This window comes from Herbaspirillum sp. FG34 (assembly GCF_057809315.1).
This window is the reverse complement of record NZ_JBMDJS010000007.1, coordinates 1-19,516: the sequence shown is the minus strand read 5'-3', so window position 1 is coordinate 19,516 and position 19,516 is coordinate 1. Positions and strand designations below refer to the sequence as shown.

Here is a 19,516-nt window from a genome sequence, read left to right as displayed (position 1 = left end):
ACGCGAACTGCCCGCGGCCTGCGGCATGGCGTGCCGTTGTGTCGGGGGCGTTCGGCATTTTGTTTGCCATGCGGCATCTCCGGTCGGGGGCAGTTGGACTCAGTAACCGCGCCGGCGGTCGATCAGGCCCAACAGGGGCAGGCCCGCGCGATGGCGGCGCAGGTTCTCCAGCACCGCATCGACGGCGCCATCGGGCTGGGTCATGCTGGCGATGTGGGGCGTGAGCACGATGTCGGGATGCGTCCAGAACGGGTGGCCCTGCGGTAAGGGTTCGGTCTCGCAGACATCCAGTACGGCCGCACTCAACTGGCCGTCATTGAGGGCGGCCAGCAGATCGTCTTCCACCAGATGGCCGCCGCGTCCGACGTTGACCAGGGCGGCTCCGCGCGGCAATTGCGCAAACAGCGCGCCATTGAGCAGGCCGCGCGTGTCCTCGGTCAGCGGCACCAGACACACCAGCACATCGGTGCGGGCCAGGAAGTCGCGCAGGCCATCGCTGCCGCTGTAGCAATCGATGCCGTCCATCTGGTGCGCCGAACGGCTCCATCCTGCGCAGGGAAAGCCCAGTCCGTGCAACTGCTGCAGCACGGCGCGACCCAGCATGCCCAGTCCCAGCACGCCCACGCGGCAGGCCGAGGCCGGGCGCACGCGATGGGCGCGCCATACCTGGTCGCGCTGCTGGCGCGCGTAAATGCGGCTGTCGCGATGCAGGCCCAGCACGGCGTGCGTCACGTACTGCACCATGCCGGCGGCAATGCCGGGCTCGGTCATGCGCACCACGGGCAGCTCCGGCGGCAGGGTGGACATGTCGAACTGGTCGATGCCGGCCCCCACCGAGAACAGGATTTCCAGGTTGGGAAAGCGTTGCGCGATATCGTCCGGCGGCGTCCATGCGGCCAGATAGCGCACGCTGGCGCCATCGCCTTCATGCGGCCAGATCTGGAAGGGCAGTTCGGGTGCCTTCTCGGCAAACAGTTGCGCCCATTCGGCGCCGCGTACCGGATCGGCCTTGTAGAGAAAAGTCATGGTGGTCTTGTCGGGGCCGTTCAGCCCAGTGCCTGGTTGATCATGGAATAGGTGCGCCACTGTGTCGCAGGTGCGGGCGGGGTGCCACGGCACATGCTGACCACGTTGTCCACGCAGGTCAGGCCGATCTCCTCCAGCCAGGGCTTGAGTCCGGTACGACCCGGCACGTCGATGCGCAGATAGGCGCCCGGACAGGCGTTGACCCAATGGGCGATGAGTGTCTTGGCATCCTCCACATTGCTGGCGATGACCGGACCGATCACGCGGCCACGACCGAACTCGCGCAGATAGGCCACGCCCTTGACCTGGCCCGCCTGTTCCAGCACGGCCACTTCCGAGCTCGCCAGTAGCGGCTCCAGCAGGGCGCTGCGGTCCATGCCGCTGGCCTGACGATCCAGCGCCAGCAGGAGCGGCAATTCCTCCTTGCGCAGCGCACGGATGCGGGCATCCGGCGCCAGCACCGGGGTGGCCCGTGCGGTGGTGCTCTGGTGCTGGCTCAGGGTATCGGTGACGACAAAGCCCAGCTTTTCATAGAGCGGGCGTCCGGCCTCGGTGGCATTGAGGATGACATTGCGCGCCCCGGCATCCTGCAGCAGGCGCTGCATCATGGCACGGCCCAGGCCCCGGCCTTGCAGGGCATCGGTGATGATGACCAGACCCAACGAGGCGTAGTCCTCACCCAGCGGACAGAGCATGCCGCTGCCGGCCACGCTGCGCGTGCCATCGGGCTGTTCCAGTTCGACTGCCCAACTGCTGCTGACCTGATGATGGAACTGCCAGTCGGCCAGTCGATGCGGCCAGTACAGGTGCAGACTCATGGCGTGGCAACTGGGCAGGTCCTCCGGGCGCATGGGACGCAGGGTGGTCTGGATGGCCTCACTGGCCGGGAGTGTGCTTTCGGTGGTCATGCAGCGTGTCCTTGTCGATACGGTGGCGAGGCGGATGAAGTCCGGGGTAGATCGACCCTGCTCCGCCAAATCATATAAATGGTTTCTGTCTTCCAGCCTTCTTGCGTTGCCGAGCCCGTCCGCAGGCCGGGCCCGCAACGCTACCCCAGCGATGATGCACCCGGTGCGGCACAGAGCGGCGGTCTTCGGACCCGCCAATTCGCAATCTTATGGCGATCTGCCCCCTCTTCTCGGCACAAAATTGGGCGCCATCGGCAGTAGCATGGTGCAGCCCCGCAGGCTCTGCCCAGGCAGTGCAGCGAGGCGTGCAGGCCGGTGCCGATGATGAACGGCCTGTACGAATGCAGCCCCGGAGACGGACCGGCGGGCGGACACGATTCGCACCAGCTTGGTGAAAATGCCCCAAAGCGGCGCACCCGACTCGCATTGCTGCACTGCTCGGCAAGCTATGCTGATTGGACCGCCGAAAACACATATTTCTGTTTCGCGGCCCGGTCAAAAAGGAATAAACCGCAGGTTTCGCTATGTTGTAATCCTTCTCATGCACTGACCCGCAATCCCGCAAGCAAGCAGCATCCAGCGCAGGGCCGACAGGTGATGCGCCCCCCCATTTTTGACAGGACGATTTTTCATGAGCATTTTCAAGCCCAAGTTCATTACCTTCGATTGCTACGGCACCCTGACCCGTTTCCAGATGTCGGAAACCGCCCAGAAGATCTATGCCGACCGTGTCTCGGCCGAAGACATGCCGTTCTTCCTGCGCCAGTTCGCGGCGTACCGCCTGGATGAAGTTCTGGACCAGTGGAAGCCCTACGAACAGGTCTGCAAGAACGCCATCACCCGCACCTGTGAACGTTGGGGCATCAAGACCAATGACGAGGAAACCGGTGCCTTCTACAAGGCCGTGCCGACCTGGGGTCCGCACGCCGACGTACCGGCGGGCCTCTCCAAGGTGGCCAAGGAATTCCCGCTGGTGATCTTCTCCAATGCCGACGACAGCCAGATCATGCACAACGTCGAGCAACTGGGCGCACCCTTCCACAAGGTCTTCACCGCCCAGCAGGCCCAAGCCTACAAGCCGCGCCTGCGCGCCTTCGAGTACATGCTGGACAACCTGAACTGCAATCCGGAAGACGTGCTGCACGTTTCTTCCAGCCTGCGCTACGACCTCATGCCGGCTTCCGACATGGGCATCAAGAACAAGGTCTTCGTGGCCCGTGGTCATGAGCCCTCGACCCCGCACTACGGCTACACCGAGATCAAGGATATCTCCGGCCTGCCGGGCGTACTCGGTCTGTAAGACAGAGGGCGGCGGGAGCGCAAGGCTCCCGCGCAGTTCTCGCATTTCCCCGGCGTGCTCCCGCCCTGGTATCAATGTTGCGAGGAGTGTGGCGGGACCAACAGGCGGTCTGCTCTCCGGAGGGATCTGCAAAACGCAGACGGCAAAGCAGACCAGTGGTCTTCGTGGTTGAACTTTTATCGTGAGGCATTTCATGAGCAAGCAGGAAAACGGACATCACCCCCAAGAGGGTTCCATCATCACCGGCGACGCGCTGGAACACGTGCAGGGCGGCTTCACCCGCCGCGACATGATGCGTACCCTGCTGGCCGGCAGCCTCATGACGGTCGGCGGCACGGGCCTGTTGACCGCCAGCGGCAGCGTCATGGCGCAGACCGGCAAGCGCGGCGGCAAGATGCGCATCGCTACCCAGACCAGCTCCACCGCTGACACACTCGACCCGGCCAAGACCGCGCACTCCACCGACTACACCCGGGTGCACATGTTCTACAACGGCCTGACCAAGCTCGATGGCAAGCTCGCGCCGCAAATGGTGCTGGCCGAAGAAATGCTGACCACCGACGCCATCACCTGGACCGTCAAGCTGAGGAAGGGCGTGGTCTTCCACGACGGCAAGCCGTTCACCCCGGCTGACGTGGTCTATTCCATCATGCGCCACAAGGATCCGGCCACCGCGTCCAAGGTCAAGGTCGTGGCCGACCAGTTCGAGTCGGTCAAGGCCACCGGCCCCAACGAAGTCCAGATCAAGCTCACCAGCGCCAACGCCGACCTGCCGGTGATCCTGGCCACCGCGCAGTTCCTCATCATCCGCGATGGCACCACCAACTTCAGCACCCCCAACGGGACCGGCGCCTTCAAGCTCAAGGAATTCACCCCGGGCGTGCGCACCATCGGCGTACGCAACGAGAATTACTGGAAGCCGGGCCTGCCCTACCTGGACGAAGTCGAACTGTTCGGCATCCCCGACGAAGCCGCGCGCGTCAATGCGCTGCTCTCCGGCGACGTGCACTGGATCAACGACGTCAACGCCCGCTCCACCGGCCGCGTCAAGGGCACCCCGGGCTACACCGTCATGGAAACCAAGTCGGGTCAGTACACCGACCTGGTCATCCGCCAGGACCAGGCACCGGGCAACAGCATGGACTTCACCCTGGGCATGAAGTACCTGCTGGACCGCGAACAGATCAAGATGGCCGCCTTCCGTGGCTATGCCGTCACCGCCAACGACCAGCCGATCGACCCGACCAACCGCTTCTACTTCGCCGGCCTGCCGCAGCGTCCCTACGATCCGGACAAGGCCAAGTTCCACCTGGAGAAGGCCGGCGTGCTGGGCAGCACCATCCCCATCGTGGCCTCGGTGGCCGCCACCGGTTCGGTCGACATGGCCGTGCTGATGCAGCAGAGCGCCGCCAAGATCGGGCTGAAACTGGATGTCAAGCGCGTGCCTGCCGATGGTTACTGGTCCAATCAGTGGATGAAGGTGCCGGTCGGCTTCGGCAACATCAATCCGCGCCCCAGCGCCGACATCCTGCTCACGCAGTTTTTCAAGTCGGATGCACAGTGGAACGAATCGGGCTGGAAGAATCCGCAGTTCGACCAGTTGGTGGTGGCCGCCCGCGGCGAGACCGATTTCACCAAGCGCAAAGCCATGTATGCCGACCTGCAGACCATGATCCACGAGAAGTGCGGCCTGGGCATCCCGGTCTTCATCATCAATCTGGAAGGCATGAGCACCAAGGTCAAGGGCATCGATCCGGTGCCGCTGGGTGCGTTCATGAACTACACCTGCGCCGAGTACGTCTGGCTGGACGCGTGAGTACGGGAAAGTCTCACGCCTGACGCACGCTGTCAGTGGAAGTCGCGCGGGACCGGTCCATCTTGATGGCCGGCCCCGCCACTCGTTACCGAGGAAAGCTATGAATGGAATGGTCCTGCGTCTGATCGTGCGTCGCCTCCTGCAGGCGGTGCTGACGCTGCTGCTGGTCTCGGCCGGCATATTCTTCATCACCAACCTGTTGCCGGGCGACGCCGCCCAGACCGCGCTGGGCCAGGCGGCCACGCCCGAGACGGTGGCCGCACTGCGCCTGCAATATGGTCTGGATCTGCCGGCCCCGGTGCGTTACGCGCACTGGCTGGGCAATCTGCTGTCAGGAAATCCCGGCATGTCACTGGTCAACAATGTGCCGGTGGCGCAGATGATTGGCGGCCGCCTGCCGGCCTCGCTCATGCTGGCCGCCGTGACGGCCCTGGTGTCGGTGCCGCTGGCGCTGTTCCTGGGCATCTTCTCGGCCATGTATCGCGGTTCCTTCTTTGATCGCGCCGTCAACGTCAGTGCGGTATCGATGGTGTCGGTGCCGGAATTTCTGGTGGCCACCGTGGCCGTGATGATCTTCGCGGTCAAGCTGCGCTGGCTCTCGGCCCTGTCGCATGTGGGCGATGCAGACACCCTGGGTGCTTTCGTCAAGGCCTATGCCATGCCGGTGCTGACCCTGTGCTGCGTGATCGTGGCCCAGATGACGCGCATGACGCGCGCCGCCGTGATCGACCAGTTGCGTTCGTCCTACGCCGAGATGGCCTTGTTGAAAGGTGTCAAGCGCACCCGCATCGTGCTGCGCCATGCCTTGCCCAACGCCATCGGGCCGATTGCCAATGCGGTGGCGCTGAGCCTGTCCTACCTGCTGGGCGGTGTCATCATCGTCGAAAGCATCTTCAATTACCCCGGCATCGCCACCTTGATGATCGATGCCGTGACCACCCGCGACATGCCGCTGGTGCAAGCCTGTTCCATGATCTTCTGCGCCGGCTACCTGCTGCTGGTGCTCACCGCCGATGTGCTGGCCATTGTTTCCAATCCAAGGTTGAAGACCCGATGAAAGCTCTCCACGACTCTACCGGCAGCGAAGCCGGCGCGCCTGTGGCTGCGGCCACCGCACCGGCCAGGCGCGTACGCCGCCACTCGACCATGGCCTGGATCGGCATGGCCATCGTCGGCTTCTGGATCCTGATGGCCATCATCGGCCCCAGCCTCTCGCCCTATGACGCTACCGCCATCGTCGATACCGACGTGTTCTCCGGCATGAGCCACAAGTTCCTGTTGGGCAGCGACTACCTGGGCCGTGACATGTTGAGCCGCATCCTCTTCGGCACCCGCGCCACCATCGGCCTGGCCCTGCTGTCGACCCTGGTGGCCAGCCTCTCCGGCACGGCCATCGCGCTCTTCGCGGCCTTCTCGGGCGGCTGGCGCGATGCCGTCATCAGCCGTGCACTCGATGCCCTGATCTCCATTCCCAGCAAGATGTTCGCGCTGATGATGGTGGCCACCTTCGGTTCCTCCATGTTCCTGCTGGTGCTCACCGCCGCCATCACCTACATGCCCGGCGCCTACCGCATCGCGCGTTCGCTGGCAGTCAACGTGCAGGCCATGGAATACGTGCAGGCCGCACGGGCGCGCGGCGAGGGCGTGTGGTACATCATGACGGTGGAAATGCTGCCCAACATGATCCGTCCCGTGATGGCCGATTTCGGTCTGCGCTTCGTCTACGTGGTGCTGCTGCTGTCGGGCCTGAGCTTCCTCTCGCTGGGCGTGCAACCGCCGGACGCCGACTGGGGCTCGCTGGTACGCGAAAACATTTCCGGCCTGGGCGAGGGTGCCCTGGCGGTGATCATGCCGGCGCTGGCGATTGCCTCGCTGACCATCGGCGTGAACCTGTTGATCGATAACCTGCGCAGCAAGCGCGCTGCCAAGGAGTAAGCCCGTGAAGCAATTCGATATCTTCCTCGGCAAGGAAAACGGCGCCGGTGCCGGCGGTGCGGCTGGCGCAGCAGCGCAGCGGCCACTGGTGGAGGTGCAGGGCCTGCGCGTGAATGCCCGCAAGGATGACGGCAGTGAGGTCGAGATCGTCAAGAACGTCTGCTTCACCGTGGCGCCGGGCGAAGTCGTGGCCCTCATCGGTGAATCCGGTTCCGGCAAGACCACCATTGCGCTATCCCTGCTGGGTTATGCGCGCGCCGGCTGCCACATTGCCGGTGGCCAGGTGCGCATCGGTCAGCGCCAGATCGACCAGATGGATGAGAAGGCCCTGCTGGCCATGCGCGGCCACCACGTGGCTTACATCGCCCAGAGTGCAGCGGCCGCCTTCAACCCGGCCCGCACGCTCATGGACCAGGTGATCGAAAGTGCCCTGCAGCACGGCGTGATGGACAAGGCCAGCGCCATGCGCAAGGCGGTCGATCTGTTCCGCGCACTGGCCCTGCCGAACCCCGACAAGATCGGCGAACGTTATCCGCACCAGGTGTCCGGCGGCCAGCTCCAGCGCGTGATGGCGGCCATGGCCCTGATCACCGACCCGGAGCTGGTCATTCTGGACGAGCCCACCACGGCGCTGGACGTGACCACCCAGATCGAAGTGCTGCGCGCCTTCAAGAAGGTGGTCAAGGAAATCGGCACCACCGCCGTCTACGTCTCCCACGACCTGGCCGTGGTGGCGCAGATGGCCGACCGCATCATCGTGCTGCGCGATGGCGCCGTGCGTGAAGTCGGCAGCACCGGCCAGGTGCTGCATGCGCCCGCCGACACCTATACGCAAAGCCTGATCGCCGCTGCCTGCCCCGCTGCACGCGTGGTGCAACTGCGCGAGATCCTGCCAGAGACCGTGCCGGCACAAGCCAAGGCCCCGCTGCTGCGCATCAGCGGCCTGGTCGCCGGTTACGGTGCGCCGGATCGCCTGGGCCTGCCGGGCGTACGCATCCTGGACGACATCAACCTCACCATCCAGCGCGGCAGCACCGTGGGCATCATCGGCGAATCCGGTTCCGGCAAGACCACCCTGGCGCGTGCCGTGGCCGGCATGATCGCGCCGGCGCGCGGCAGCATCCAGCTCGATGGCGAGAATCTCTCGCCCACGCTCGAAGGCCGCACCCGCGAACAATTCCGCCGTGTGCAGATCGTGTTCCAGAATGCCGACACGGCGCTCAATCCGGCGCATACCATCGGCCGCATCCTGAACCGTCCGCTGTCCTTCTATCACGGCCTGAAGGGTGATGCCATGCGCCGCCGTACGGCCGAACTGCTGGATCTGGTCAAGCTGCCTTCCAGCGTGATCGACCGGCTGCCGGCCGAACTGTCCGGCGGCCAGAAGCAGCGCGTGAACCTGGCCCGCGCCCTGGCGGCCAAGCCCGATCTGATCCTGTGCGATGAAGTGACCTCGGCGCTGGATACGGTCGTGGCCGCCGCCATCCTGGAACTGCTGGCCGAACTGCGCCGCGAGCTGCAGGTGTCCTACATGTTCATCAGCCATGACATCAGTACCGTGCGCGCCATCTGCGACGACATCGTGGTGCTCTATGCCGGCCGCATGGTGGCCAACCGTCCGCGCGAAGCGATGATGGCACCGCCTTACCACCCGTATTCGCACCTGCTGCTGTCGTCGGTCCCGGCCATGCAGCAAGGCTGGCTGGAGCAGGTGGCCGGCGCCGGCCAGCACAAGCTGCCGCCCATCGGTGCGGTCGATCCTTCCCCCGAGATCTGCGCCTTCCTGCCGCGCTGTGCGCAGCGCATCGATGGTGTGTGCAACGTGGTGCCGCCGCGCCGCCGCAATATGGAACATGGCGGAGAGATTCTCTGTCACCGCTCGGATGCCGATCTGCAGCAGTCGCAGAGGCCGCTGGTGCCGGTGGACGGCATCACGGTCTGATCCCCGCGTGGTCACCCTCTGTCTGCCTGGCGGCTGGCCAAGCCTGGCGGGAGAGGCAGCTTCACAGCATTAAGCCAGGCTTAATGCTGGATTCGAAGAGCATTAATCACAGCCACATGCCGGCGCCGTAGCATCGTCTGACATGAAGAAGAGATTCGGGCGGGACTGCAAGAGACCAGCCGAGCTGGCCAGACGGTCCCGCCCACCCCAAGGAAACAGGAGAAAAAATGACTGCAGCGTTGGTGTTGTACCGTGCCTCCGGCACCCCCGTATCCACCCCATTCCATCCGGGCGCGCTGGGCGCCTCCGACCCCTTCGCCGCCATGCGCGAGATTGCCTGGCAGGGCATTGGCGGCATGAGCGCAGGCCGCCTGCGTTTCGAAGGCAGCCTCGACATCGCCCGCTTCCCGCACCAGGAAACCCTGGTGGTGGTGCAAGGCGAGCTGACCCTCGAAACCGAAGGCGCCGCGCCCCTGGTGCTCAAACCTGACAGCGGCGTGGTCATTGCCACCGGCGCCACCGTACGTCTTTCGGCCAGACAGCCCACGCTGGTGGTGTTCTGTGCTGCCGACTGCCCGCAGCCGGTGCAGCCGGGCGTGTTCCCGCTGGTGGCCGAGGCCAATTTCAAGCCCTCGGCCAATTCGCTGCCCAAGGAAATCCTGCTGGGCGAGGTACCCACCTGCCGCAGCGACAACGTGATCGATGAAAGCTCCATCGGCTGCAAGATCGGCACCTGGGATTCCACCCCTTATCACCGCATCGTGCGTGCCCATCCGGTCAATGAATTCATGCACATCCTCGATGGCGGCGTGCGCTTTGCCGAACCCGATGGCAGCGTGGTGGCCGTCGAGCGGGGTGATGCCGTCTTCGTGCCGCTGGGTGCGGCCATCGGTTGGGAGAGCAGCCAGCGCGTGGCCAAGTTCTACGTGGTGCAGACCGTGCCGGCCGAAGGAGGCAAGTAAAATGTCACCCCCGCTCGTACAGGTCCAGAGTCCCACGATTCCCCCGGCCTCGGCCGATGTGGTCGTCATCGGTGGCGGCATCATCGGTATCTTCACCGCCTACTATCTGGCCAAGCGCGGCATCTCGGTGGCAGTGGTCGAGAAGGGCCGCATCGGTGCCGAACAATCCAGCCGCAACTGGGGCTGGTGCCGCCAGCAGAACCGCGACGCGCGCGAACTGCCCATGGCCACCAAGAGCATCGATCTGTGGGAACAGTTCTCCGCCGAGACTGGCGAAGATACCGGTTTTACACGCTGCGGCCTGCTCTATCTCTCCAACGATGATGAAGAAATCGCCCGCTGGGCAGCCTGGGGCGACTTCGCCAAGACCGCCGGCGTGACCACTTACATGCTCGATGCCAAGCAGGCTGCTGAACGCGGCCATGCCACCGGACGCGCCTGGAAAGGCGGCGTCTTCTCGCCCACCGACGGCACCGCCGACCCGGGCAAGGCGGCACCTGCCGTGGCACGTGCCATCATGAAGCTGGGTGGTCACGTGATCCAGCAATGCGCCGCACGTGGCATCGAAACCGAAGGTGGCCGCGTCTCGGGCGTGATCACCGAAGCCGGTGTCATCAAGACCAAGGTCGCCGTCATGGCCGGTGGTGCATGGGCTTCGTCGTTCTGCCATCAGCTGGGGATACGCTTCCCGCAGGCGTCGGTGCGGCAATCCATCATGAGCGTGGCGCCCATGGAGCAGCCCCTGCCGGGCGCGCTCTACACCTCGGGCGTAGCCGTCACCCGTCGCAGCAACGGGTCCTATGCGCTGGCCATCAGTGGCCGTGCGCGGGTTGATCCGACCATGCAGTTCCTGCGCTTCTCGCCGCAGTTCCTGCCGATGTTCGCCAAGCGCTGGCGCAGCCTGTCGCCGGGCGGGCTGGAAGCCTGGCGCAGCGGCCATGAGACCTTGTCGCGCTGGCGCATGGATGCGCCCACGCCCATGGAACGCATGCGCATCCTGGATGCGTCGGCCGATCCGGTCTCGATTCGCGCCACCCATCGCCGCGCCGTCGAATTGCTGCCACAGCTGGCGCAGGCCAAGGTCACGCATACGTGGGCCGGTTATGTGGACAGCACGCCTGATGGCGTGCCGGGCATCGGCGAGCTGCCGCAGACACCGGGCCTGATCCTGGCGGCCGGTTTCTCCGGTCACGGCTTCGGCATCGGGCCGGGCGCGGGCCACCTGATCGCGGACCTGGCCAGCGGTGTGGAGCCCATTGTCGATCCGCGTCCCTATCACCCCAGTCGTTTTTCGGATTCGTCCTGGGGCAAGGTGGCCGATTTCTGAAGCAGTTCAGCGCCGCCAGGGCACGGGCTGGAAGGCCCGCTTGGCGGCATCGAGGAAGACGCGCTGGCGCAGCGTGAGGCCCTGTCGGCCCGGCAGCAGCGCCATGATGGGTGCGGGATCGAGCTGCCAGCCGGGCAGCACGCGTTTGAGACTGCCGTCGGCCACCAGATGCGCGCAGTCCCATTCGGAACGTGCCACGAAGCCTTCGCCATCGAGCGCCCAGTCGCGCGTGATGGTGCCGTCATTGGAAGACAGCGCGCCATTGAGCTTGACGGTCAGCGCCTTGCCGGTGCGGCGGCCAGCACTGTCGACGGGCGTCAAGCGCAGGCGGCTGAGGTCGTCGTCGTTCTCGCGCAGGCTGAGGTAGGGATACTCGGCCAGGTCGGAAGGATGCTTGATGCGCTGCATCCGTTTGGCCAGCACCGGCGCGGCACACAGCAAGCGCGCATTGGGCGCGAGGAAGTGCCCGACCCAGGAAGAGCCCTTGACGCGTCCGATGGAAATGATGGCATCAGCGCCGGTGGAGGCCGCCAGCGGGCTTTCGGCCAGCAGCAGCGAGATGTTCAGCTTGGGATGGCTGCGGTGCAGATCTCGGATCAGCGGTGCCACGTAGCGGCGTCCGAAGCCGAAGGGTGCGACCACGCGCAGCGAACCGCTGACGTTGGCCAGGTTGCCGCCGGCCCCGCGATCCGATTCGCGCGAGACGCTGGCGGTGATGGATTCGATGCGCTCCAGGATGTCCATGGCTTCCTGCACCAGGCGCTGGCCTTCGTCGGTGAGCGCGAAGCCGCGTGCGGCGCGATTGGCCAGGCGCACGCCGACGCGGTCCTCGATGCGCTGCAGGCGCACCGTCACCGCCGGTGGCGTCAGGTCGAGCAGGCGGGCAGCACCGGCCAGCGAACTGGCCGAGCCCAGGGCACGCAGCAGCTGCATGTCATCGAGTTGCAGCATTAAAAACCTCTTAATGGTGAATTGAACGAACATTAAACATCGCTGAAGGTGTTTTGGCTACAGTCCATCACAGGAAATGCGTCGGTTATCCTGACCGGCCTTCCTTCCACTTCAGCCTGGCCCATCATGAACAACACCGCACACACCACCCCCGTCACCCTCAACCCGACCGGCCTGGCCACACCGGGTGGCCACTACAGCCACGTCGCCATCGGCAACGGCATGGTCTTCATCTCGGGGCAGTTGCCCATCGATGCCAGTGGCAACAAGCTCACCGAGGCCAGCTTCGAGGTCCAGGCCCTGCAGGTGCTGGCCAATGTGGAAGCCGCACTCGCCGGGGCCGGCAGCGACATCGGCAAGCTGCTGCAGGTCCGCATCTATCTCACCGATGTGGCGCACTGGCCTGCCTTCAACGAGATCTACGCACGCTGGGCCGGCAGCGCCCGCCCGGCGCGCGCCGTGGTGCCGGTCCCGGCGCTGCACTTCGGCCTGCAGGTCGAAGTGGAGGCCACGGCACTGCTGTGACACTGCGCCGCACGCGCAACCAACCCGAAACAAGGACAACCCGACATGACCCGCACCGCCTCCACCGACACCGTCTCCCCGCTGGCGCACCTCAAGCGCAACGGCCGCCTGGATCACTTCTACATCGATGGCCAATGGCAGCGCCCGCAAGGCGAGGGAGTGGCTGCCGTGGTCTCGCCGGCCACGGAGGAACGCGTCTGCGAGATCGCACTGGGCAACGCCGCCGATGTGGAGCAGGCCGTGCAGGCCGCGCGCCGGGCGTTTGCCGCGTGGGCGGCGACCTCGCCGCTGGAGCGCGCCGCGCTGCTGGGCCGGGTGCATGCGCTGCTGGTGGAACGTACCGAGTTGTTCGCGCAGGCACTGACGCTGGAGATGGGCGCCCCCATCACCTATGCCCGCACCGCCCACGTGCCGCTGGCCGCCGAACACCTGCGCGTAGCGCGCGACAACCTGGCGGACTATCCCTTCATTCGCCCGCGCGGCACCACGGCCATCGTGCGCGAGCCGATTGGGGTCTGTGCCCTCATCACGCCCTGGAACTGGCCGATCTACCAGATCACCGCCAAGGTTGGCCCGGCACTGGCCGCCGGTTGCACCGTGGTGTTGAAGCCCAGCGAACTCTCCCCGCTGTCGGCGCTGCTGTTTGCCGAGATCGTGCATGAGGCCGGCATTCCGGCTGGCGTCTTCAACCTGGTCAATGGCAGCGGTCCCGAGGTCGGTGCGGCCATGTCCTCGCATCCGCAGGTGGACATGATTTCCATCACCGGTTCCACCCGCGCCGGCGTGTTGGTGGCGCAGGCCGCAGCCGTCACCGTCAAGCGCGTGGCCCAGGAGCTGGGCGGCAAGTCGCCCAATGTGGTGTTGCCCGATGCGGACCTGGAACGTGCCATTCCGCCCGGCGTGGCGGCCGCTTTCCGCAACATGGGCCAGTCCTGCAGCGCGCCCACGCGCCTGATCGTGCCGCGCGCGGCGCTGGATCGCGTGCATGAACTGGCGCTGGCAACGCTGGCCCAGATGAAGGTGGGCGACCCCACCGATGCCGCGACGACCCACGGCCCGCTGGCCAACCGCGCGCAGTTCCTGCGGGTGCAGCAGATGATCGAGGCCGGCATGCAGGATGGCGCGCGCCTGCTGGCCGGTGGCGCCGGACGTCCGGACGGTCTGGAGCAGGGCTACTATGCGCGGCCCACGATCTTCTCCGACGTGCATACCGACATGGTGATCGCCCAGGAAGAAATCTTCGGACCCGTGCTGGCCATCCTGCCCTACGACACCGTGGAGGAAGCCGTCGCCATCGCCAACGACACCGTCTATGGCCTGGGCGCGCACGTGCAGGGCAGCGACAAGGACCAGGTGCGCGCCGTGGCCGCCCGCATCCAGTCCGGCCAGGTGCACCTGAACTATCCGGCCTGGGACCCGCAGGCTCCCTTCGGCGGCTACAAGCAGTCCGGCAACGGGCGCGAGTATGGCGTGGAAGGCATGGAGGAATACATGGAAGTGAAATCGATCCTGGGCTACTACGCCTGATCTCCTTCATCACCGCCGTCACGACGGCATGAACACATGAGCATCATGGAACACACCGAACATCCGCAAGACACCTTTCACCAGCACCGCGCCCACTGGGCCGGCCTGCGCCGCGACCTGCACGCGCATCCCGAGCTGCGTTTCGAGGAACATCGCACCGCCGACGTGGTAGTGCGGGAGCTGCAGGCGCTGGGCTATGAGGTCACGCGCGGCCTGGGCGGCACCGGCGTGGTGGCCAGCCTGCCGGGCAGCGATCCGCAACGCGGGATCGTGCTGCGCGCCGACCTCGATGCCTTGCCCATCGTCGAGGCCAATGACTTTGCGCACGCCTCGTGCAGCCACGGCATCATGCACGCCTGCGGCCATGACGGCCACACCGTCATGCTGCTGGGCGCGGCACGCGTACTCAAGCAGCAGCCGATTTTGCCGGGCAGCGTGCACTTCGTCTTTCAGCCGGGGGAAGAGGGCGGGGCGGGAGCGCGCAAGATGATCGATGACGGACTGTTCGAGCAGTTTCCGACCGAAGCCGTGTTCGGCATGCACAACTGGCCCGGCTTGCCGGCCGGGCAGTTCGGCCTGCGCACCGGTCCCATCATGGCTGCCGGTTCGCGCCTGAAGATCACCATCACCGGCAAGGGCGCCCATGCGGCCCAGCCGCACCTGGGGCTGGACCCGATCCCGCTGGCCTGCTCCATGGTCTTGCAGTGCCAGACCATCGCGGCGCGCCACAAGGACCCGGTCGACCCTGCCGTCATTTCGGTCTGCATGTTCCATGCAGGCGATACGGATAACGTCATCCCGGACCGCGCCGAATTGCGCGGCACCATCCGCACCCTGTCCTCCACCTTGCAGCAGAAGCTGCAGGAAGACATCCGCCGCATGTGCCATGCGCTGGCCGACGCCTATGGGGCCAAGGTCGAGGTGGAATTCTTCCAGTACTACCCGGCCACCATCAACACCCCGGCCGAGACCGACTTCTGTGAAAGGGTGATTCGCCAGACCTTCGGTGATGCACGCATCCGTACCGGCATCCCGGCCAACATGACCTCGGAGGATTTCGGTTTCATGCTGGAGGAGCGGCCCGGCACCTATGTCCTGATCGGCAATGCGCCGCAGGACCGCGCCTCGCATTCGCTGCACCACCCGCACTACGACTTCAACGACGACATCATCGAAGAAGGCGTGCGTTACTGGGTGGCGCTGGCGCAGTCCTGGTTTGGCAGCGGCCTCAAGGGCGGCGCGCTTACCAGCCGTTGAAGCGCGGCCAGGTCGCCACGCTGCCGTCGGTGGCGATGGCCCGGTATTCCTGATATTGCGCCCCGGTGGCGCAGGCATGGTTGGGCAGAATACGCAAACGCGTACCGATGGGCAGGTGCTCTGCGATCTGCGCATCCGGACTGCCCTGGCGCGACAGGATGCCGTGTTCCTGGTTGGCCCCGCTCATGAGGTAGCCCTCCAGCACCTTGCCATCTTCCGTACAGACCTGGCCATAGCCGAAGTCGTGCCTGCGTCCTTGCGTGCCGCGGTCGCGACTCATGGCCATCCATCCTGCATCGACGATGGCCCAGCCTTTTTCGGGCTGGTGGCCGATCACGGTGGTCAGCACGCTCAGGGCGATCTCGTCCATGGTATTGACGCCCACGTTGTGCATCACCAGGTCGAACATGGCATAGACACCGGCACGTACTTCGGTCACGCCCTGCAGGTGTTCGGCGCGTAGCGCGGTCGGGGTCGAGCCGATGCTGACCACCTCGCAGGGCAGGCCGGCTTCGCGCAGGCGTTCGGCGGCCCGGACGGATCCGGCGCGTTCCTGTTCGGCCACGGCGATGAGGGCGGCGTCGTTGTCGTAGTCATAGCTGGAGCCGGCATGGGCGATCACGCCGCCGATACGCATGCCGCCGGCGTGGAGCACCTTGCCCACGGCCAGCAGGGTGGCGTCTTCCGGGGCGATACCGGAGCGATGGCCATCCACGTCGATTTCAATCCAGACTTCGAAGCATTCCTCTTGCGCCTGCCCGAACGCCACGATGGCTTCGGCGCAGGCCACGCTATCGGCCACGATCTTGAGGTCGCAGCCCTGGCGGCGCAGCGCCAGCGCCTGCCCCAGCTTGGTGGGCGCCATGCCGACGGCGTAGACGATGTCGGTAATGCCGGCAGCAAAGAACTGTTCGGCTTCCTTGAGGGTGGAAACGGTGATGCCGCGCGCACCGGCCTGGAGTTGCGCCTGCACCACCTGCTGGCACTTGGTGGTCTTGACGTGCGGACGGAAGCGCACGCCCAGCGCATCCATGCGCTGCTGCATGCGGGCGATGTTGTGCTCCATGCGGGAGATGTCGATCAAGGCGGCGGGCGTGGGCAGGGTGGCCAGGCTCATGGGAAACTCCTGAAGAGGGTAGGTCGATGAGCATCGACTATAGGAGATCGGGATTGCGCTGTGCTTAATGCTCGGTGAATCGAGCATTAAGCTGTGTTTAATGCACCGTCCTGCGGTCCACGCGCCGCGTCAGGCCTGCTGGAACTGCCGTATCGTCTCCAGCACGTTCACGGTGGCCTTGTCGAGGTTGGGGAGGGCGCGATGGGCCACGCCGATGTGGCGCTTGAGCACCGGCGACAGAGGCACGATGCGCACATCCTTGTGGCGGTCCAGCTCGGCGGCCAGGGGCTGTTCCAGCGGCAGGATGGCCGCGCCGTAACCGGCGGAGACCAGGCTCTTCATGGCTTCGTTGTAGTTCAGTTCGATACGTGCGCGCGGGTTTTCCCCGGCCTCGGCAAACCAGGCCATGGTGAGCCGGTACATCTGCGTGGTGGCGTCGTTGAAGATCATGGGCTTGTCCATCAGCCAGCTCGGCTTGATGGCGGCGGGCGATTTCCAGGTGGCTGGCAGGAAAGCCATCATGCGGTCGCTGCGCCAGTGCGTGATCTGGATCTCCTTGGAGGCCGTGATGGGGATGGCGACCAGGCCGATGTCGAGCGTGCCTTCCTGCAGGCGCGCCATGGTCTCGTTGGAGCCCATGATGTTGACCTCCACGTCGATGCCCGGGAAGCTGTTTTCCAGCTGGCGCAGTACGCGGGGCAGCAGGTTCACCACCACGCCCGTCGACGTCCCGAGGCGCACCCGGCCGACCTTGCCTTCCACGTGTTTCCTGGCAACATCGAGCAGATCGTCGGCATCGCGCAACAGGCGCCGGGCCCGGTCGATCACCAGCGCGCCCAGCGCCGTGGCCTGTACGCGACGGCTGCCGCGCATGAGCAGGGCGCTGCCCAGGCGTTCTTCGAGATCGCTGACATGCAGGCTGATCGTGGGCTGGGCCAGGTGCAGCGCATTGGCGGCAGCCGAAAATGTGCCGAGGTCGACGATGGTGACCAGCGTGCGCAACTGGTCGAGGCTGAGTTCTCTCATCAGGGTTCCTGATAGTGGCGGTTATTGGGGTGAATTTTACCAATGGCTTCGAGCGCTGGTGGCAGGACCTCCATATCCGTGCGGACAGCAGGAGCTGGCATTGACTGAGTCGAGAACGTAGTGCTTGCGGCGCCGGTTCGTCATGTCATACCGGTCAGTGCCGTTTGGATAAATGAAAGAGACATGAATGCTATCAAAGGTATTTCTCATCAGATCAAAAAACTGATCTTCGAAAGCAATCAAATCTGCCAAAACCCCTGCCATTAAGTTTCTTGGAAATGAGACATTTCTGATATTTCAGAAAGAGACAAGAAAATAGACTGCGCCTCGAATCGATAAGGCATCCGGCCCGGGTCGATCTCGCAAAAAGGGGCGATCCATGAACCGTCAGCGCTACCAGTTGGTCTTCAATCGTCATCGCGGCATGCTGATGGCGGTTGCGGAAACCGCTTCGGCCATCAGCGGCCAGAAGTTGCCGACGGCACGTGGGGGAGCCGGTACGGTGGCACCGGCATCGTGGAAATTTTGCGCGCTGGTCTTGGCCCTCGCACTGACGTGGCAAAGCGTGGCACATGCGCAGATCCTGATAGACCGCAACGCACCGCGCGAAGAGCAAGCGATGGTGCTCAAGGCGGCCAATGGCGTGCCGGTAGTCAACATCCGGCAGCCCAACGCAAGAGGACTCTCGGTCAACAGCTACCGGCGCTTCGATGTCGATGAGCGGGGCGCCATCCTCAACAACGCGGGCGGCTCCAGCAAGACCGAACTGGGCGGCTACATCGCCGGCAATCCCTGGATGCCCCAGGGTGGCGCGCAGGTCATTCTCAACCAGATCAACTCATCGGACCCGAGCTACCTGCGTGGCTTCATCGAGGTCGCCGGCAACCGGGCGCAGGTGATCATCGCCAACCCCTCCGGCATCACCTGTGCCGGTTGCGGCTTCATCAATGCGCAGCGTGCCACCATGACCACGGGGACGCCGGTCATCCGACAGGGCAACCTGGAGAGCTATCGTGTTGGCGGCGGCGTCATCAGCTTTGAAGGATCCGGCCTGCGAGCCGGTGGCACGACATATGCGGAGGTGATCGCCCGAGCGGTCCGTGTTCATGCTGCCTTGCGCGCCGGAGAGCTCCGGCTCACCACCGGTCTCAATACGGTCAGCGCCGATCACGCGCAGATCACGCCGGAGAGCTCATCCGGCCATGCACCGTCGATGCGCGCCATCGACGTGGCCGCACTGGGCGGCATGTATGCCGGCCACATTTACTTGACCGCCACCGAGCATGGTGTGGGCGTGCACAACGGCGGCACCTTGGCAGCCACCGAAGGAGAGCTGGTCGTCACGGCGGCGGGCCGTCTGGAAAACACCGGGACCATCGCTGCTGGCCGGGATGTGCAGATACGCAGTGCGGGCGTGCTCATCAACCAGGGCAGGCTGGGGGGAAGGGCCGGTACCGTGCTGGAAGTCGGTTCCCTGGAGAACACCCGCACCGGTCGTATCGACAGCACCGGTCACACCAGCGTGCAGAGTGGCGGTTCGATACGCAATGCGGGCAGTCTGCTCGGGGATGGCGGTATCACGATCCGTGCGGCGGCGATGGAGAACACCGGTGACGTGCTGACATCGGGCGCCCTGCTCCTGCGCGTCCGTGACACACTGGACAACAGCGGCACTGTTGAGGCCAAGCAATCCGTCTCATTGAAGGCGACGGCCCTTAACAACAGAGGAACATTCACCGCCGCGGGCAGCATGAAGCTCTCGCTGCAACAGGGCTTGAGCAACACCGGAGAGATCGGCGCCAACGATGCGCTTACCGTTAATGCGGCCACGCTGGAAAACCACGGCAGGCTCCGTTCGGCCGAGAGTTCTCTGGTGCTGGCGACAGACGGAAGAACC

The 19,516-nt window shown here is 65.1% G+C and carries 16 protein-coding genes; 11 read left to right on the top strand and 5 right to left on the bottom strand.

Annotation, left to right across the window (positions count from 1 at the left end; all coding sequences use genetic code 11):
* Nucleotides 1-99: 99 nt before the first annotated feature.
* Complete coding sequence (locus ACODSZ_RS10765; RefSeq protein ID WP_299537012.1) at nt 100-1,026, bottom strand: 2-hydroxyacid dehydrogenase; 927 nt, start codon at nt 1,024-1,026, stop codon at nt 100-102.
* Between the two features lie 20 nt (nt 1,027-1,046).
* Complete coding sequence (locus ACODSZ_RS10760) at nt 1,047-1,934, bottom strand: GNAT family N-acetyltransferase (RefSeq protein ID WP_008326282.1); 888 nt, start codon at nt 1,932-1,934, stop codon at nt 1,047-1,049.
* A gap of 631 nt (nt 1,935-2,565) precedes the next feature.
* Between ACODSZ_RS10760 and ACODSZ_RS10755 the strand changes: the two genes are divergently transcribed.
* From ACODSZ_RS10755 to ACODSZ_RS10725, 7 genes are all read left to right on the top strand, one after another.
* Entirely contained in the window at nt 2,566-3,234 is a 669-nt protein-coding gene (locus ACODSZ_RS10755) for a haloacid dehalogenase type II (RefSeq protein ID WP_008326284.1), read from the top strand.
* A 193-nt stretch (nt 3,235-3,427) separates the two neighbouring features.
* On the top strand, nt 3,428-5,050 hold the full coding sequence (locus ACODSZ_RS10750; protein ID WP_175344898.1) for an ABC transporter substrate-binding protein: 1,623 nt from the start codon (nt 3,428-3,430) through the stop codon (nt 5,048-5,050).
* Nucleotides 5,051-5,150: 100 nt separating this feature from the next.
* Complete coding sequence (locus ACODSZ_RS10745; protein WP_008326288.1) at nt 5,151-6,107, top strand: ABC transporter permease; 957 nt, start codon at nt 5,151-5,153, stop codon at nt 6,105-6,107.
* A complete protein-coding gene (locus tag ACODSZ_RS10740) occupies nt 6,104-6,985 on the top strand; it encodes an ABC transporter permease (RefSeq protein ID WP_034349852.1) in 882 nt (293 codons plus the stop codon). The genes ACODSZ_RS10745 and ACODSZ_RS10740 overlap by 4 nt, the downstream gene beginning before the upstream one ends.
* Nucleotides 6,986-6,989: 4 nt before the next feature.
* On the top strand, nt 6,990-8,927 hold the full coding sequence (locus tag ACODSZ_RS10735; protein WP_488927560.1) for an ABC transporter ATP-binding protein: 1,938 nt from the start codon (nt 6,990-6,992) through the stop codon (nt 8,925-8,927).
* A gap of 227 nt (nt 8,928-9,154) precedes the next feature.
* Nucleotides 9,155-9,889 carry a cupin domain-containing protein gene (locus ACODSZ_RS10730; RefSeq protein WP_488927559.1) on the top strand — a complete coding sequence of 245 codons (735 nt, stop codon included), beginning with the start codon at nt 9,155-9,157 and terminating at the stop codon, nt 9,887-9,889.
* A gap of 1 nt (nt 9,890) precedes the next feature.
* On the top strand, nt 9,891-11,216 hold the full coding sequence (locus tag ACODSZ_RS10725) for an NAD(P)/FAD-dependent oxidoreductase (RefSeq protein ID WP_008326302.1): 1,326 nt from the start codon (nt 9,891-9,893) through the stop codon (nt 11,214-11,216).
* 6 nt (nt 11,217-11,222) lie between these two features.
* Here the strand turns inward: ACODSZ_RS10725 and ACODSZ_RS10720 are convergent, their stop codons facing one another.
* Nucleotides 11,223-12,167: a LysR family transcriptional regulator gene (locus ACODSZ_RS10720; protein WP_488927558.1), complete on the bottom strand. Its 945-nt coding sequence runs from the start codon at nt 12,165-12,167 to the stop codon at nt 11,223-11,225.
* A gap of 126 nt (nt 12,168-12,293) precedes the next feature.
* Between ACODSZ_RS10720 and ACODSZ_RS10715 the strand changes: the two genes are divergently transcribed.
* The 3 genes from ACODSZ_RS10715 to ACODSZ_RS10705 are packed head-to-tail and all read left to right on the top strand — an operon-like array spanning nt 12,294 to nt 15,476.
* Nucleotides 12,294-12,692 (top strand): RidA family protein, encoded by a 399-nt coding sequence (locus ACODSZ_RS10715; protein ID WP_488927557.1) that lies wholly within the window; start codon nt 12,294-12,296, stop codon nt 12,690-12,692.
* 45 nt (nt 12,693-12,737) lie between these two features.
* A complete protein-coding gene (locus ACODSZ_RS10710) occupies nt 12,738-14,219 on the top strand; it encodes an aldehyde dehydrogenase family protein (RefSeq protein ID WP_488927556.1) in 1,482 nt (493 codons plus the stop codon).
* Between the two features lie 45 nt (nt 14,220-14,264).
* The gene (locus ACODSZ_RS10705) at nt 14,265-15,476 is read left to right on the top strand and encodes a M20 aminoacylase family protein (protein ID WP_175344907.1); all 1,212 of its coding nucleotides are present in this window, start codon (nt 14,265-14,267) and stop codon (nt 15,474-15,476) included.
* Here the strand turns inward: ACODSZ_RS10705 and ACODSZ_RS10700 are convergent.
* Together ACODSZ_RS10700 and ACODSZ_RS10695 are read right to left on the bottom strand one after the other, a co-directional pair.
* Entirely contained in the window at nt 15,463-16,593 is a 1,131-nt protein-coding gene (locus ACODSZ_RS10700; RefSeq protein ID WP_488927555.1) for a DSD1 family PLP-dependent enzyme, read from the bottom strand. The two genes, ACODSZ_RS10705 and ACODSZ_RS10700, sit on opposite strands and share 14 nt — an antisense overlap.
* Before the next feature lie 129 nt (nt 16,594-16,722).
* The gene (locus ACODSZ_RS10695; protein WP_488927554.1) at nt 16,723-17,619 is read right to left on the bottom strand and encodes a LysR family transcriptional regulator; all 897 of its coding nucleotides are present in this window, start codon (nt 17,617-17,619) and stop codon (nt 16,723-16,725) included.
* Between the two features lie 379 nt (nt 17,620-17,998).
* Between ACODSZ_RS10695 and ACODSZ_RS10690 the strand changes: the two genes are divergently transcribed.
* On the top strand, nt 17,999-19,516 hold a 1,518-nt coding region (locus ACODSZ_RS10690; protein ID WP_488927553.1), incomplete at its 3' end, for a two-partner secretion domain-containing protein.